The organism is Cupriavidus sp. MPR-AND1C, from assembly GCF_058809705.1.
Genome location: NZ_JBXASU010000005.1, coordinates 116,358 through 132,414, shown reverse-complemented (window position 1 = coordinate 132,414; position 16,057 = coordinate 116,358). Strand labels below are relative to the sequence as shown.

At 59.4% G+C, this 16,057-nt stretch carries 11 protein-coding genes and 1 pseudogene; 3 read left to right on the top strand and 9 right to left on the bottom strand.

Features of this window, described 5'->3' with window-relative positions; all coding sequences use genetic code 11:
- The first annotated feature begins 54 nt into the window (after positions 1–54).
- Both mmsB and AC1RWI_RS05160 read left to right on the top strand, forming a co-directional pair.
- Complete coding sequence (gene mmsB / locus AC1RWI_RS05165) at positions 55–960, top strand: 3-hydroxyisobutyrate dehydrogenase (protein WP_492864949.1); 906 nt, start codon at positions 55–57, stop codon at positions 958–960.
- 6 nt (positions 961–966) lie between these two features.
- Complete coding sequence (locus AC1RWI_RS05160; protein WP_492865023.1) at positions 967–1,722, top strand: enoyl-CoA hydratase; 756 nt, start codon at positions 967–969, stop codon at positions 1,720–1,722.
- A gap of 176 nt (positions 1,723–1,898) precedes the next feature.
- Here AC1RWI_RS05160 and AC1RWI_RS05155 read toward each other — a convergent pair whose 3' ends face one another.
- The 8 genes and pseudogenes from AC1RWI_RS05155 to AC1RWI_RS05120 all read right to left on the bottom strand — a co-directional run bounded on the left by AC1RWI_RS05155 (position 1,899) and on the right by AC1RWI_RS05120 (position 10,825).
- The gene (locus AC1RWI_RS05155; protein ID WP_492864947.1) at positions 1,899–2,732 is read right to left on the bottom strand and encodes an amidohydrolase family protein; all 834 of its coding nucleotides are present in this window, start codon (positions 2,730–2,732) and stop codon (positions 1,899–1,901) included.
- Between the two features lie 416 nt (positions 2,733–3,148).
- Positions 3,149–4,333 carry an acetyl-CoA C-acyltransferase family protein gene (locus AC1RWI_RS05150; protein WP_492864945.1) on the bottom strand — a complete coding sequence of 395 codons (1,185 nt, stop codon included), beginning with the start codon at positions 4,331–4,333 and terminating at the stop codon, positions 3,149–3,151.
- 151 nt (positions 4,334–4,484) lie between these two features.
- Positions 4,485–5,663: a pyridoxal phosphate-dependent aminotransferase gene (locus AC1RWI_RS05145; protein ID WP_492864943.1), complete on the bottom strand. Its 1,179-nt coding sequence runs from the start codon at positions 5,661–5,663 to the stop codon at positions 4,485–4,487.
- 125 nt (positions 5,664–5,788) lie between these two features.
- Positions 5,789–6,514 (bottom strand): NAD(P)H-dependent oxidoreductase, encoded by a 726-nt coding sequence (locus tag AC1RWI_RS05140; RefSeq protein WP_492864941.1) that lies wholly within the window; start codon positions 6,512–6,514, stop codon positions 5,789–5,791.
- Positions 6,515–7,080: 566 nt separating this feature from the next.
- A pseudogene (locus AC1RWI_RS05135) lies at positions 7,081–7,563 on the bottom strand (FAD-binding oxidoreductase); the annotation flags it as partial.
- A 51-nt stretch (positions 7,564–7,614) separates the two neighbouring features.
- Positions 7,615–8,925, bottom strand: coding sequence for an MFS transporter (locus AC1RWI_RS05130; protein WP_492864939.1), 1,311 nt, complete (start codon positions 8,923–8,925; stop codon positions 7,615–7,617).
- A 217-nt stretch (positions 8,926–9,142) separates the two neighbouring features.
- Positions 9,143–9,940: an enoyl-CoA hydratase/isomerase family protein gene (locus AC1RWI_RS05125; protein ID WP_492864937.1), complete on the bottom strand. Its 798-nt coding sequence runs from the start codon at positions 9,938–9,940 to the stop codon at positions 9,143–9,145.
- 33 nt (positions 9,941–9,973) lie between these two features.
- On the bottom strand, positions 9,974–10,825 hold the full coding sequence (locus tag AC1RWI_RS05120; RefSeq protein ID WP_492864935.1) for a 3-hydroxybutyryl-CoA dehydrogenase: 852 nt from the start codon (positions 10,823–10,825) through the stop codon (positions 9,974–9,976).
- A gap of 322 nt (positions 10,826–11,147) precedes the next feature.
- Here AC1RWI_RS05120 and AC1RWI_RS05115 point away from each other — a divergent pair, with 322 nt between their 5' ends.
- Entirely contained in the window at positions 11,148–12,149 is a 1,002-nt protein-coding gene (locus tag AC1RWI_RS05115) for a GlxA family transcriptional regulator (protein ID WP_492864933.1), read from the top strand.
- Positions 12,150–12,370: 221 nt separating this feature from the next.
- Here the strand turns inward: AC1RWI_RS05115 and AC1RWI_RS05110 are convergent, their stop codons facing one another.
- Complete coding sequence (locus AC1RWI_RS05110; RefSeq protein ID WP_492864931.1) at positions 12,371–15,895, bottom strand: indolepyruvate ferredoxin oxidoreductase family protein; 3,525 nt, start codon at positions 15,893–15,895, stop codon at positions 12,371–12,373.
- Between the last annotated feature and the right edge of the window lie 162 nt (positions 15,896–16,057).

Here is a 16,057-nt window from a genome sequence, read left to right as displayed (position 1 = left end):
GTTCGGGACAGGGTGCAAGTCGGCGGCATTGAACTATCTCTGACTGAAGCTCCCATGCATATCGCCTTCATCGGCCTGGGCAATATGGGCGCGCCCATGGCGCGTAACCTGCTCAAAGCCGGCCATACCCTCACCGTCTTCGACCTCAATGCCGCCGCCATAGCCTCGCTGTGCGCCGAAGGCGCTACCGCTGCCGATACCGCGCGCAACGCTGTCGCCACGGTCGACCTCGTCATCACGATGCTGCCCGCCGCCGTGCATGTGCGCAGCGCCTACCTGGGCGAGAACGGCGTGCTCGCCGGGGTACGTCCCGGCGTGCCGCTGGTGGATTCCAGCACGATCGCCCCGGCCACCGCGCGCGAACTAGCGGCCGCCGCAGCGGCGCGTGGCAACGCGCTGGCCGATGCGCCGGTATCCGGCGGCACCGGCGGTGCGCAGGCCGGCACGCTGACTTTCATGGTTGGCGCCACGCCCGAGCTGTTCGAGCAGGTCAAGCCTGTGCTGGCCAATATGGGCCGCAATCTGGTCCATTGCGGCGACACCGGCACCGGCCAGGCCGCCAAGATCTGCAACAACCTGGTCCTCGGGATCTCGATGATCGCCGTGTCGGAAGCCATGGCGCTGGGCGTGCGGCTGGGCATCGACGCCAATGTGCTCGCGGGCATCGTCAACACATCGACGGGGCGCTGCTGGTCGTCCGACACGTACAACCCCTACCCCAGCGTGATTGAGACGGCGCCGTCGTCGCGCGGCTACACGGGCGGCTTCGGTGCCGACCTGATGCTCAAGGACCTCAGTTTGGCGGCCGACGCCGCACGCGGCTTGAAGCAGCCGCTGTTCCTCGGCGCGCTGGCCCAGCAGATCTATCAGGCGATGAGTCAAGCCGGCGACGGCCGGCTCGATTTCTCCGGGGTAATCCGTCAGTACCTATCCACCGCCGGCAAGGAGCCAAAGCAATGATCCAGTATTCCCCAAGACGGCCACGTCGCCACGCTGACACTGAACCGTCCGCCGGACAACGCATTCAACTCCGGAACCCTTGAGCAGTTGCGTGCATTGGTAGCAGGCATCGACACCAATCCCGAAATCCGAGCCGTGGTCATCACCGGCGCTGGCGAGAGGTTCTTCAGCGCCGGGGCAGACCTGAATGGATTCTCCGATGGCGATCGCGCCCGCGCGCGGCAAATTGCACAGCAGTTCGGCGCCGCCTTTGAAGCGCTGCAGAACGCGCGTCCGCTGGTAATCGCCGCGATCAACGGTTACGCCATGGGCGGCGGGTTGGAATGTGCGCTGGCCTGCGATATTCGCATTGCCGAAGAGCACGCACAGATGGCACTTCCCGAGTCTGCGGTGGGGCTATTGCCGAGCGGCTGCGGCACACAGACCTTGCCATGGCTCGTCGGCGAAGGCTGGGCCAAGCGCATGATTCTGACCAATGAGCGCGTCGACGCCGCCACGGCGCTGCGCATTGGGCTGGTCGAGGAAGTCGTGCCACGGGGGAAGACTTTGGAAACAGCACTGGCCATGGCCGAACGCGCTTGCAGCGTGAGCCCACGCGCTGCAGCTTACAGCAAGCAACTTGTACATCCGGCGCGCCTGGGTGTGCCACGCCACGCGGCGCTGGAGCGCGAGCGCTTTGTCGATCTGTTCGACGGCGCGGACCAGCGCGAAGGTGTCAATGCCTTCCTTGAGAAGCGTGCGCCGCAATGGCGAAACGCTTAGGAACCCCATGCGCCTGGCTGTAGCAAGCGCTATGGCGCCAGCTACGAGTTGCTGGCTAACAGGGACTTGCTGGCAAGTTCGAGCCCCGGCGGGGCTCGAGCGAGCCGCCATTGCCCCCACCCATGTGCGCGGGATCAGTAGTCGGTGGGCGCTGGATGCGCTCACCATTTGCCAACTTATGCGTCCAACTTGAACGCGCGTCGCGCATTACCCGCCAGAAACAACGGCAGGGCAGCTTCGCCCAAGTTGAGCGAGTCAATGCCGGCCAGGCACTCCGCGGGAGTCAGCATGGGATAGTTGGTACCAAACAGCACCTTGTGCTTGCCCGGCCCACGCATATAGGACACCAGCTCCTGAGGAAACCTGGAAGCCTTATATGCCGACGTATCCACATATACGTTCGGATGTTTCATCATGAGCGAGATCATTTCAGACACCCATGGAAACCCGATGTGCCCGCCTACGATGCGTAACTCCGGAAACTCGTGGGCAACGTTATCCAGGTACGGAATAGGACGCCCCGGTTCCGACGGGCGCATCGGGCCTGCATGCCCGACTTGAAGACAAAACGTAATGTCCAGTTCGACGCATTCGGAATAGAGCGGATAGTATCGGCGATCGTCGGGAGGCAGGCCCCACAACCATGGCAAAACCCGCAAGCCCTTGAAGCCAAATTCCTTTACGCATCGGCGCAGTTCCCTCACCGCCTCCATCGGCCGGCTGATGTCGACCGACGCGACACCGACAACCTGTTCCGGATGTGCGCGAACTGCCGCAGCAACCTCGTCATTTGAGATCATCGGCCCAGTTGGGCCCCACCAGGCACTGGCGATGACGCGCGAAACGCCCTGAGAGCGAAAGGTTTCGAGCGCGTGTTCATGTGTGATTTCAGGATTGTCGAGGGCCAGCGTTTTCCAGTTCGTCGGCCACCTCCGCAGCGAGTCGAACATGGAGTTCAGCAGATAGTCTTTGTTGGGCAATTGCATCCAGGCGTCAATGATCTCGCCCATTCTCGTACTTCCCTCATAAGTTGATGCTGAAAACTGTCCATGTATCGCAGTTGCCGGCACATCAAAATGGCCATCATCTTCCGAACCGGCGATAAGACGCCCAGAAGAGGGTCCTAAGCGCCAGACAAGTGGACGCAACCTCACGGCACTCTTCAAAATGCGCTGCACTCAAGAATATGCGGCGCTCGGCTGCGCAGGCAAAGTGCACAATCTTTTGGCGAGGGCGACTGTGAGTGATCCGGGCTTCGAGAATAGACCGTAGTACCTCTTTTTCACGGCCCGGGGAAGCCCGCAAGAGCGCTTCGCGCGAGGCTTGGACGCTCGCCGCCCGTACCTCGCGCCTCAGTTCGCCTAACTCTTCCGTTAGCGTCATGCTCGACGTGTAAGACTTGCAGGATCAAGTCCCATCGACAGCTTCAGATGCGTTCGTAGATCGCCGCGATGCCCTGGCCACCGCCAATGCACATCGTCACGAGCGCATAGCGCCCCCCTGTCCGGTGCAGTTCATAGATCGCCTTTACCGAGATGATCGCGCCCGTCGCGCCGACCGGATGTCCCAAGGATATGCCCGACCCGTTGGGATTGACCTTTTGCGGATCGAAGCTCAACTCCTTCGCCACCGCGCAAGCCTGCGCAGCGAATGCTTCGTTCGCCTCGATCACGTCCATGTCCGCGAGCTTGAGGCCTGTTCGTTGCATCACCAGACGCGTAGCCGGCACCGGCCCGATCCCCATATACTCGGGCTCAACACCTGCATGCGCATAGCCAACCAACCTGGCTAAGGGCTTGAGCCCCAGAGTGGCTGCCCTGCCGGCCTCGGCGAGAACCAACGCGGCCGCGCCATCATTGATGCCTGAGGCATTGCCGGCCGTTACCGAGCCTCCCTCCCTGAACACGGGCTTCATCCTTGACAGTGCGTCAGCACTCGCGTCCCTGCGGACGTGCTCGTCTGTATCGAACTCGACCACACCTTGGCGGGTTTTGATCGCAACGGGAACGATCTGGCTCTTGAACCGACCCTCTTGAATCGCCGCAACAGCGCGTCGCTGGCTCTCCAAGGCTAGGTCATCCTGTTCAACGCGGGAAACGCTGTAGCGTTCCGCGACGTTCTCAGCCGTCACACCCATGTGAATGCGCTTCCACGGATCATGAAGGATGCCATTCATGTAGTCGACCATCTGGCCATCGCCCATGCGCATGCCCCACCGCGCAGCCTGCGCGATGTACGGACCGCGGCTCATGGACTCGGCGCCTCCGCCGACCGCCAGGTTCACATCGCCTAGCAGGATCGACTGCGCCGCACAAATGATCGCCTGAAGACCGGAGCCGCAGAGGCGATTAACGTTGAATGCCGGAGTCTCCTTGGGAATTCCCGCATCCATTGCGGAAACGCGGCTGAGATACGCATCCTTAGGCTCGGTGGGAATGACATTGCCCATGACGACATGCCCGATATCGCCGGCTTGCGCACCGGAGCGCTCCAATGCCGCGCGAACCACCGTCGCACCCAGAACGGTCAACGGAAGATCCTTCAGCGACCCGCCGAAGGTACCGATCGCCGTACGGGCGGCGCCGACCACTACCACTTCACGATTGCTCATTGCAAAACACTCCCCACTCAGGCTGATTACCTGTCAAATCACTGCATTGGTACTGGTATGCCGCCCTCGCTTTGACACGAACGCCGTCGAACCCGAGTGCGGACCACCTCATAGCCGTGACTCGGATTCGGGAAGGCGGCGACCGACGCCATTACCCCTTAAGAAAGCGCTCGATACGCGCCACAGCTTCGCCAAGACGATTGACGTCCGCGGCATAGGCAAAGCGAACGTAGCGGCCGGGTTCATTAGCTCCGAAATCCAGGCCCGGCGCGACCGCCACTCCGGCTTGCTCGAGCAATGCCTCCGCAAATGCAAAGCTGTCGCTAGTGAAGCCAGAACAGTCGGCATAGATGTAGAACGCACCCTCGGGCCTTGCCGCGATTCGGAATCCGAGTCGCGCCAGCTCTGCGGACAGAAAGTCCCGGCGACGCCTAAATTCAGCCCGACGCTGCTCTACGAGGTCCAGCGTAGCGGGATCGAAGGCCGCCAGCGCTGCGTATTGCGCCGGGGCCGACGGAGACAGGAACAGGTTCTGCGCAAGCTTCTCGATATGACGGGTGTATGCTTCCGGCACCACCAGCCAGCCGAGACGCCAACCTGTCATCTGGAAGTACTTCGAGAAGCTTTGTACGATCCAGACGTCGTCACAGCATTGCAGTGCCGTGGATGTCTCGTTCTCGTACGTCAATCCCTGGTAGATCTCGTCCAGGATGAAGTGCCCGCCCTTGTTGCGAACATAGTCGGCGAACGCGCTGATCTGGTCCAGGTTGAGCATCGTGCCAGTAGGGTTGGCCGGGGAAGCCAGCATGACCCCCGCCGTGGCGTCACCCCAGTGAGCATGGAGATCTTCCAGGGTCGGCTGGAAATTGCTTTGCTCCCCCACTCGTATCGACTTCGGTACGCCCTCAAAGATGCGAACGAAGTTGCGGTTGCACGGATAGCCTGGATCGGTCAGCAGCCATTCTTTTCCGGGTTCAGTGAGGCAAGCCAAGGCGAGAATCAACGCGCCAGAAGCGCCAGGGGTCACCGCGATGCGTGAAGCGGGAACGGATACGCCGTAGCGACTTTGATAGTAGCCGGCAATCGCCTCCCGGAGTTCCGGGATGCCTAGCGCAGGCGTATAGGTGGTCTTGCCATTGGCAATGGCGGCCTGGGCGGCTGCGATAACTGCGGGCGGCGTCGGGAAGTCGGGCTCACCGACTTCCATGTGGACCACATCCCGACCTTCTGCTTCGAGCCGCTTGGCTTGGGTCAGGATGTCGATGGCATAGAAAGGAGCGACATCGGCCATGCGCGTCGCAATGGCCGTTCGCTCAACAGGCGACTTCATACAAAGTTCTCCGCTTTGGCAGGCGACGACCGCCCGGCCATCCAGCCTGCCGCATGATGTCCGGCGATGGTTCGCCGGCCCGCATATCAATGACGATGGGACTGTCGATCACGTTTTGATCACTATCAAACTGTTTCGCTTTGCTCTGCCTTTTTTAGTGGATACAGCAGTTCATCAAAGTCATTGAGGCTCGGAAACGAAAGCGGGACCGCATCGTCAAGCGTGGCAATCCGTTCACGCCACGCCTCCAGCATCGCGACTCTGTCCTCGTGCGTGATGTATGGCACGTGCCACGCAAAGAACGGCGGCAGTACGTCAAGTCCTGTGTACCCCAGCGTTCCCTGCAACAAGTGCCTCAACATTGATTCGAGCGGTCCATGCACACCGTCGCGTCCGAACATGTGTTCCTGTCCGCCCAGCGTAACGCTCAGCAGCGCACGCTTGCCGCGAAGTCCTCCACGGTCATAGAAGCGTGTACCTCCATAGACCGTTCCAGAGACGAGCACGCGGTCAAGCCATCCCTTGAGGATCGCTGGCGTCGAGAACCAGAACAACGGAAAGTTAAACACGAGGAGATCGCACTGCATGAGCTTCTCGAGTTCACGTTGAATGTCCGGACTGATAGTGCCGTTCGCCACACCATTGCGCTGTTCCAGCGCGTAAACACAGTACTCAGGATTTGCCCGATCGCCGAAATCGGCAGCAGACGCAACAGGGTTGAAGCCCATTGCATAGAGGTCTGAAACCTGGACTTCGTGCCCGGCTTCGCGGAAGGCTTCCACGGAGACGGTTTTCAAGGCCGAGCTGAACGACTGGGGCTCCGGATGAGCATGAACGATTAGGACTTTCATTACGGGAGAATTCCAACTGCAAAGAACACAATACCGACCACGACAGCTATCACGGCGGTTGCCATGGCGACCAAGGCATACCCGCGATAGAAGTCCCTCACCTCATTAGTACGCACACTGGTGAGTGCGAGGCAGCTACCCACCACCGATACGGAATCACGGTCGTCCTTCGACGAGTCCGCCTTCGTCACAGTCTCTGGAAATCTGGCATTCATACAGACTCCGTTCGCTTTGCAAATGAAGTCCTCGCGCTCACGCCACTGCGCCGAGCTTCGCCACTTGCCATCTTCCACTAACGGTGGACACCATGCGCCCCCCCTTTCCGACGACTACGTTCCGCCCACGATGTGCCCCACCATACTCAGGTGGATAGACACAGTTTCCCGATACCACCGGCTATTGACCATTGTCTACTCTGACACATTCAGTGCGATTTACGCCAAGCAAGAGGCAACGACGACAAGGCGCCGGTTACACACCTTGCTGTTGCCCTCCCTGCCGTGGCAACGGACGGGACGTCCATAATCTAAGGCTGATATGGAGTTCGCAAACTCATTTCAGTGTTACGTACCCGACGCGCGCGTCGCCGTCATGCCACCGATAGTCGCATCCGCGCCTGGATCAATCGGGAAGAAGAGACCGGTTTCGGGCAGAGCTTCATTCACTTGCTTGCGTGAGATGCCAGGCTCGACAGTGACAGTCAGATCTTCGGCGTTGAGCGACAACACACGATTCATCTCCGACATATCGATGGAAACTCCACCCTGCACGGCAAGCAGATGGCCTTCCAACGACGAGCCGTTGCCGTAAGGAATGATTGGAACGTTGTATTGCGCACAGAGCTTTACGATGGCTTGCACGTCTTCGGCGCTTTGTGCGAATACCACCGCGTCTGGTAACTGCGGATCGAAAGGCGACTCGTCTCGACCATGATGCAAGCGGACTGCCTCCGCGGTCGAGACACGCTCGCCGAACATAGACTTGAGCGACGCAAGCAGTTCACCTGGAAAGGGACGGCGCACGGGTGTCGACCGCGCTGTATTGTTCACACATATCTCCTGGCAATTGGTAGCCCTAAGTTGTGAATAGCCAAACGTCGATCATTTATTGACGAGGCGACTGGGTACGGTCAGCGTCAACAGCACACCCACGACGTAGACTGCTGCGAGCACAAGCATGGCAAGATTGGTACTTCCCGACATCTGTTTGACCCATCCGATAAGGTAAGAACTGAAAAAGCCGCCGATGTTGCCGATCGAAGTGATGAACGCAATAGCTGCCGCGGCACCTGCCCCCGTCAAAAAGGCAGTTGGAAAGCTCCAGAAGATGGGGAAAGCCGAGTACACGCCGATGGCCGCGATGGATAACGCGACGAGTGCTCCAGTTGTGTTCGAACTGGAGAAGACGCTGAGAGCCAGACCGAACGCCCCAATCGACATTGCGCTCACGAGATGCAGCTTGCGCTCGCGTCGTGCGTCGGCACTCCGACTAAAGAGCAGCATACCGACAATCGCCAACAGGAACGGAACTGCGGTCAGCAAGCCAATTTGCAGCGGCCTCACGACACCGGTCGTCTTGATGATGGTAGGCAACCAGAAGCTAATGCCATATCCAGCCGTCGTTGCACAGAAATAAATGGCAGCCATGACCAACACGCGCTTGTCGCAGAAGATCGCTCCCAACTTGACGTCATGCTTATCCCGTCTTTCTGCTTTGACATTTGCGGCGAGCACGTCCTTCTCTTGCGGTAAGAGCCATGAGGCGTCCTGGATGCCGTCCGGCAACACCAGAAGGATCAACAGACCCAGAAAAATCGATGGCGAAGCCTCGAGAACAAACAGCCATTGCCAGCCCGCGAGGCCATATGCGCCGGAAAGCGATTCCAGAATCCACCCAGAAAGCGGACCACCGATCAATCCCGACGCCGGAACGGCAGCAAAGAACAATGCCATGATCCTTCCTCGGCGTTGTGCCGGGTACCAGTACGTCAGATACATGACAATGCCTGGCAGGAACCCCGCCTCCGCGACACCAAGCAGGAATCGCAGAACGTAGAACATGGTGGGCGTCTGAGTGAACATCATGGCGGCAGAGAGCAGACCCCATGTGATCATGATTCTGGAGATCCAGCGGCGCGCACCGACTCGGTGCTGGATGATGTTGCTGGGAACCTCGAAGAGCACGTACCCGAGGAAGAAGATCCCGGCGCCAAGGCCATACGTCGCCTCGCTGAAGCTCAGATCGGACAGCATCTGCAGCTTGGCGAAGCCGACGTTGACACGATCAAGGAACGCCATCACGTAACTAACGAAGAGCAGCGGGATCAGTCGCAAGGTGACTTTCGCATAGGCCTCCCGTTCGAAGGAATCAGCCTGACTGATAACATCGGCACGTGCAACGCTGTCTGACATGTAGTCTCCTGTTTGTAATTTCTTATGTGGAATCGGAGTTTGAAGCTGAGTACTGGTCACCGCGCCAAGAAGTGGCACCAAGCGCTAAGCGCGCATGTCGCGGCACTCGTAAGCAGACTTTTTCCGTGACCGACTACGCGCGTCTGAGAGCTCTGCGGCCCTCTTGCGCACACCCGGCAATCGCGCATTGGCGCATTGCGGCTGGTTCCCAGCGGTGCTAGGCGCCGGAGAACCGCGCGGGCTGGCGCTTCTCGATGAACGATGAAACACCCTCGACGAAATCATAGGTGGCAGCAGAGGCACGGAAGGCTGCCAGTTCTTCTGACAATTGCGCTGCGAGAGGACGGTCGAAAGATGACCGCAACAGCCGCTTCGTTTGCGCATAGGCGAGGGTTGGTCCCGTGGCAAGATGAGCCATGACGGCGTCCGTTTCTTCCGCCAAATCCTGGCGAGGCACTAGCCGGTTGATCAGACCGAGCCTCATCGCCTGCTCCGCACCGAGACTCTGGCCGAGCAACGCAATGCCCATCGCATTGCGCAGACCTACCGTACGAGGCAACATCGAAGAAATACCCAAATCCGGGCTGGCACCAATCTGCGTGTAGCCAAACGAGAACTGGACGTCGTCGGACGCCACAGCAAGATCACAGGCCAGCGCGACACTCATTCCCGCTCCCGCCACCGGCCCGTGCAGGCTCGCCACCACCGGCAATGGAAGCGATGCCAGAATAGACAGCGCCTCATTCATTGGCGCGATCATCGCCTCGGCCGTATCCGCGGCCACTTCGAATCCCTGATAGAAGTGGCTCAGGTCGCCTCCGGCCATGAACGCACGCCCTTCGCCACTAATAACAACCGCGCGACAGGCTGTGCTCGCCTGGACCTCCCGACACCGTTGAAGGAATCGCTCAGCCAACTCTGGCGATATAGCGTTAAGGCTACGCGGCCTGTTAAAGCGGAGCTTGGCAACTCCGTCCTGAAGCTCAAGCAATACCGCATCGTCGCTGTTGCTCATGATCAACCTGTCTCCTGACGCAATTTCTTCGAATTAGCAGTACTGGTAGAAGCCTCGCCCGCTCTTTCTGCCGAGGTAGCCGGCGTCGACCATTTCCTTCAGGAGCTGAGCGGGTCGGTACTTGGGGTCGTTGAAGCTCTCATAGAAAACCTCCATGACCGAGAGCATCGTGTCCAATCCAATCAGGTCGCCTAGTGCGAGTGGACCAATGGGGTGGTTAGCGCCAAGCTTCATGCCGTTGTCGATGTCCTCCGCCGACGCCAGACCTTCCTGCAGGGCGAAGATGGCCTCATTGATCATCGGGCAGAGAATGCGATTGACCGCGAACCCAGGACTATTCTTTGCAAGGATCGATTTCTTTCCGATGGCATTGACGAAGTCATCGATTCGCTGCTGAGTTTCATCGGAAGTCTGCAGGCCAGGAATCAACTCCACCAGGGCCATCAATGGCACCGGGTTGAAGAAGTGCGTACCGATGCATCGCTCCGGTCGCGACGTAGCCGCGGCCAGCTTGGTGATGGAGATGGAAGACGTGTTCGTCGCGATCATCGCATCGTCCCCAATCGCGGCATCAACATCCTTGAGAATGCGCAGCTTCAGGACTTCATTTTCAGTGGCGGCTTCAATCACAAGGTCGACGCTGGCCAGATCACTGTACTGGGTCGTCCCACAGATGCGAGCCATCACCTCCATCTTGTTGTCAGCAGACAGGATGCCCTTCTTGATAAGACGGTCTAGGCTCCCGGCAATGACCGACACCCCTCGCTGTAGCGCCTCGTCGGAAACATCCAGGAGCACGACATTGATGCCTGCGGACGCGCATACTTGCGCGATTCCATTACCCATCGTCCCAGCGCCGATGACGCCGACATTTGAGATACGCATAAGAACAATCCTTCCAAGTACTGAATCCGAATATGAGGTCGCGGACAGCTATTTAGGGTACGGAGCTATGACGCGTTGGTGTGAGGAGGGCTTTGTCTCGCCCGCGCTGCCCCGGGTCAATCCGAGTCGCCCCCAGCGGCTCAACCTTATGGGCCCAGCGGATGGGGATTACGCTGAATCGCCTCAAGTAGCGGCCAACCGGATCGCGCGAAATCTACATACCCCATGGGCTATGGCGCTCATGGAATGACTACAGTTTCCCCAGCAGCCCCTTTGATGTACATTGGCTAGACTGACACATTTAGTGTGAATTATGCCAACCATGACGCACCGCGCCGCCGTCCTCGCTTATGACGAATGCTACGCATCCAGCCTTGGAGGATTCGCTGATCTACTTCAGATCGCGAACTCCCATTTGCGGCGACAACTGGGGGCCGAAGCGGTGCAGTTTGAGTGGCATTTTGTTTCGCCTGCCGGAGGGCCCGTAACCACGAGCAACGGGCTGAAAGTGGACACGCAAGCCATTCGCGCACGAGAAAAATTCGATCTCGTTTTTGTCCCTAGCGCCCACTATGCCGGCAGCAAGGCATTCGAACGGTTGCTTGCGCGTCAGTCAGCGGCATGTGATTGGCTTGTCTCACAGTGGAATGCGGGCGCTTGCCTGGCTGCTAGCTGTACCGGAACTTTCGTACTTGCGAAGACCGGCCTTCTCGACGGGCGCCCCGCAACTACCACGTGGTGGCTGGCTGAGCAGTTCCGTACTAGGTTTCCGCGGGTAGATCTTCAACTCGAACCCATCATTACCGAAGCTGACCGGTTAATCTGTGCCGGCGCACAGGCCTCCTATCTATTGCAAACCGTTCACATCATCGAGCGCTTCTGCGGACCCATGATTGCGTCCCAGTGTGCCAAGACGATGCTCATCGATGTCAGTCAAACGAAGCAGACGCCTTATCTTCCACTGCTGACGGATAAAGCCCACGCCGACTCGCTGGTGCACCGAGCGCAACACTGGCTCCAGAAGAACATGACCAAGGACGTAAGGATGTCTGACATGGCAAATGACCTGAGCGTGAGCGAACGCACAATCATTCGCCGCTTCCAGGCAGCGCTCAATCAACCGCCGCTCCGGTACCTGCAAAGCCTGCGCATAGAGTCCGCGCGTACCCTGCTGGAAGCCGGAGACCTTAACGTTGAGCGGATTGCGGCGCAGGTCGGTTATACCGACACGAGCTCCTTTTGCCGGCTGTTCAGGGAAAAAGTGGGCCTTAGTCCGGGTGCCTATCGCAATCGCTTCCGTGGCCCCTCAGCGAAGGACCAATAGGCTTGCAACTCGGTTCCACGCCGGACGCGCAAGCATTTTGGCGATGGTCATTCTGTACTCGCGCTTTGCGGTTAGGAAACGGGCACCTCGTTGCCACAGACGCTGCAATAAGTCGGGCACCATCTGTCGATGGCGCCTGACATGAAGGAGAACCCCGCCCGTCAGGTCGGAGGAGCTTGGATACGCTGTTCCCCAACGGGGAGCGCCCGTCAATTGGTACGCTAGGCAGATGGCTCCGAATAACCGATGCGGGAATGGTCTTTGCCAGTGATTTCCCGAAGCAATGACCGTTGACGCAAACGCGCGTCCTCGATAGCCGCAGCCTTTACATGCCCAAAGCCGCGGATCTGCTCCGGAATACGCGCGAGCTCCATGCACTTCTCCGGCTGGGTTGCCACAAAGGGCAGTGTCGCTCGAATCCCAGCCCTGTACTCTTCGATCAAGGCACGTTCCACACGACGTTCATGCGTGTATCCAAACGGATCGGCAATCGTTCCCCTCAAGAACTTCAGGCCTGCTAGCACGCGAAACCCTTGGTGCATCCAGCCTCCGTACAGCTTCTTGCGTGGGAGTCCATCAGAACCACGCCGAGCAAGTAGCGGGGGCGCCAGCGAGAACCTGACCTTGTACTCGCCATCAAACTGACTCTCGATCAGCTTGCGCAGATCCGAAGACGAATGGAGTCGCGCGACCTCATACTCGTCCTTGTATGCCATCAGTTTGTACAGGTTCTTCGCGACTACCCGATCGTAGCCGCTCGGCGTCTGGCCATCGAACGACCGCACCATCTGCAGGAACTTTTCGTATTCATTTGCATAGCCCGCATTCTGATAGGCCACCAGCCGGGCACGACGGTCTTCCAGCAACTGCTGAATGCTCTCCCGATCCGTACGTGGCATCCATTGCACCACGGCGGTCGATCGATCATCCAGCCGACCTGGTGAAGCCACATACTGCCGGCCAATCTTGAACGCTCGCATGTTGGCGTCCACCGATTGTCCGTTCAGCTCGATGGCCCGGCGCAGAGCATCGAGAGACAGCGGCACGTGACCGGCCTGCCACGCAGCACCCAGCATGATCATGTTCGCATAGACTCCGTCCCCGCAGTAACGCACCGCCAGGTCCTGAGCAGGCACTTTCGCCAGGCTCTTCTCCTCGCATGACTTCTCGACGCTCTCCCAGAGCGCCTTCTCCGGCATGGCGAAATCGCGATTCTGCTGAAAGTCCGCTGTGGGCGAGACGTTCGCGTTCACGACGGCGCGGGACATTGCCTTTAGCCTGCTGATGGAGTCGGGATGCGCGCTCACCACCAGATCGCCGCCAATTAGTGCATCCGCCGCTTGTTCCGGAATTTTTGGCGAATGGATTTCCTCCGCCGAATTGCCGATCCGGACATGGCTCCACACCGCTCCGCCCTTTTGCGCTAGCCCCGCCATGTCCATTACCGAGCAGTGCAAGCCTTGCAAATGGGCAGCCATTCCCAGAATGTTGCCGATGGTCAGTACTCCGGTGCCACCCACACCGTTGACGAGAATGGCATATGCGGCATGGAGATTCGGCAATTGAGGATATGGCGGATCGGGCCAGGCCGCCGGGTCGCTCTCCGGACGCGACCCAACCGGCTTCTTCCGTAGTGCCCCTCCTTCCACAGCCACAAAGCTCGGGCAGAAGCCGTCCGCGCAGGAGTAGTCCTTGTTACAGGCAGATTGGTTGATCTGGCGCTTGCGGCCCAAGGGTGTCTCCAGGGGTTCAACCGAGACACAGTTGCTCTTTACAGTACAGTCGCCACATCCCTCGCACACTTCGGGATTGATCACGTAGCGGACGGCCGGATCCGGATACTTGTTGCGTTTGCGACGGCGGCGCTTTTCAGCGGCACAGGTCTGGTCATATACCAGCGCCGTAACACCCGGCACTTCACGCAGTTCCCGCTGAACAGCATCAAGATCACGCCGATGATGGAAGGTCGTGCCCGGCGCAAATGCCGCCTGATGCCCTCGGTATTTGGCCACGTCGTCGCTGACGACCACAATGCGCTCGACACCCTCGGCGTGAAGCAGTTGCGTGAGCATAGGCGCAGTGAGCGGACCGTCGTGCGACTGCCCGCCGGTGAGCGCTACAGCATCGTTGAACAGAATCTTGAACGTCATGGGCGCCTTGGCCGCTACGGCCTGGCGAATCGCGAGCGATCCTGAGTGGAAGAACGTGCCATCGCCCATGTTCGCGAACATATGCGACCGCTTCGAAAAGCGGCTTTGCCCGACCCAGGGCACACCTTCGCCGCCCATGTGCGTGTAGCTCTCGGTACTGCGATTCATCCAGTTGGCCATGTAGTGGCAGCCAATACCGGCCGTCGCCCGGGAGCCTTCGGGTACCTTGGTCGAGCTGTTGTGAGGGCAACCAGAGCAGAAGTATGGCCGGCGCGCCACCGGCGGAGCCAGCTTACTGTTGCCATCCCTTGATGGCGTGGCTTGGCACAAGCCGATTCTATTGGCGTGCAGGCGCGCAAGAATCGCCGAGGCAATCTCGGCAGGGCCAAGTTCGGCGTCACCACGGAGTAGCCGCTGATCGGCAGGAATCTCAAACTCCGAACATTGAAGTCCACTGCCCGCCTTTCCAACCACTCGGGGTGCTTTGTCCCCACTCGCAGCCAACGGATAAAGGATGTCCTTGACCTGTTGCTCGATCAGGGCCCGCTTCTCCTCAACGACGATAATCTCGTCAAGATTCTGTGCGAACTCCCTGACGATGTGGGGCTCCAACGGCCAGACCATGCCAAGTTTCAGAAGGGCAATTCCCTTCGCCGCAAGTTCGTCCTCGCTAAGGCCCAGCAGCGCGAGAGCTTCGCGCACGTCGTTGTATGGTTTGCCTGCTGCGATGATGCCAATTCGCGAGCCCGCACTCTTCAACACGATGCGGTTCAAGCTGTTGGCGCGACAGTAGGACAGCGCCAGTGGCAGCTTTGAGCGCACGAGGCGCGGCTCTTGTTCCGCCCACACGTCTGGCCAGCGGATGTGAACGTCTTCAGACGCCTTGAAGTCTTCAGGGGGACGACAATCGACCCGAAACGGATCCACGTCGGCGACTGAAGTTGTCTCGACGATATCGCCAACGCACTTCATACCGACCCACAAGCCGGACGCCCGGCTCATGGCCCAGCCGTGGATTCCGTAATCGAGATATTCCTGCACGTTGCTCGGGTACAGGATAGGAATGAAGGAGGCGACCAGCAGTTGCTCGCTCTGGTGCGCAAAAGAGGACGACTTGGCAGTGTGGTCGTCGGCAGCCAGCACGAGCGCTCCGCCATGCGGGGAGGTTCCTGCAGCATTGGCATGCTTGAGCGCATCCGCACTCCTGTCTACGCCGGGTCCCTTGCCGTACCACATGGCGAACACACCATCGACCGCTGCCTCTTCGGGGCGCTGCATCAACTGCTGCGTGCCCCAGCACGCGGTTGCCGCCAGGTCTTCATTGATGCCGGGGATAAACTCGATCTGCTTCTCTTTCAGAAGCTTCTTGACGCCAAAGAGCACCTGATCCAGCCCGGACAGTGGCGATCCACGATATCCGCTGACAAAGCCCCCAGTGTTCAAACCATTCGCACGGTCACGCGCGCTCTGATTGAAGAGCAGCCGAACCAAAGCCTGCGTGCCACTGATGTAGGCGGGGCCGCGTTCCAGTTGATAGCGATCTTCGAGCCGTGCCGGGCGCAGTGGCGCTCCCAGAGGTGGAGTGACTTCAGACATTTTGGCCTCCCTGGTCCTGGCAACTGCAGCGATGAATCAAGCCGAAGATTGCGTCGTAGAGATCTGCCGCGCGCAACGACAAGTTCATGGGGATATCTCCTCGTAGTAATTGGCTCGGCGTGAGGGCTGCCGACTCCTGATTAACCAACATGCCGTCGTTGA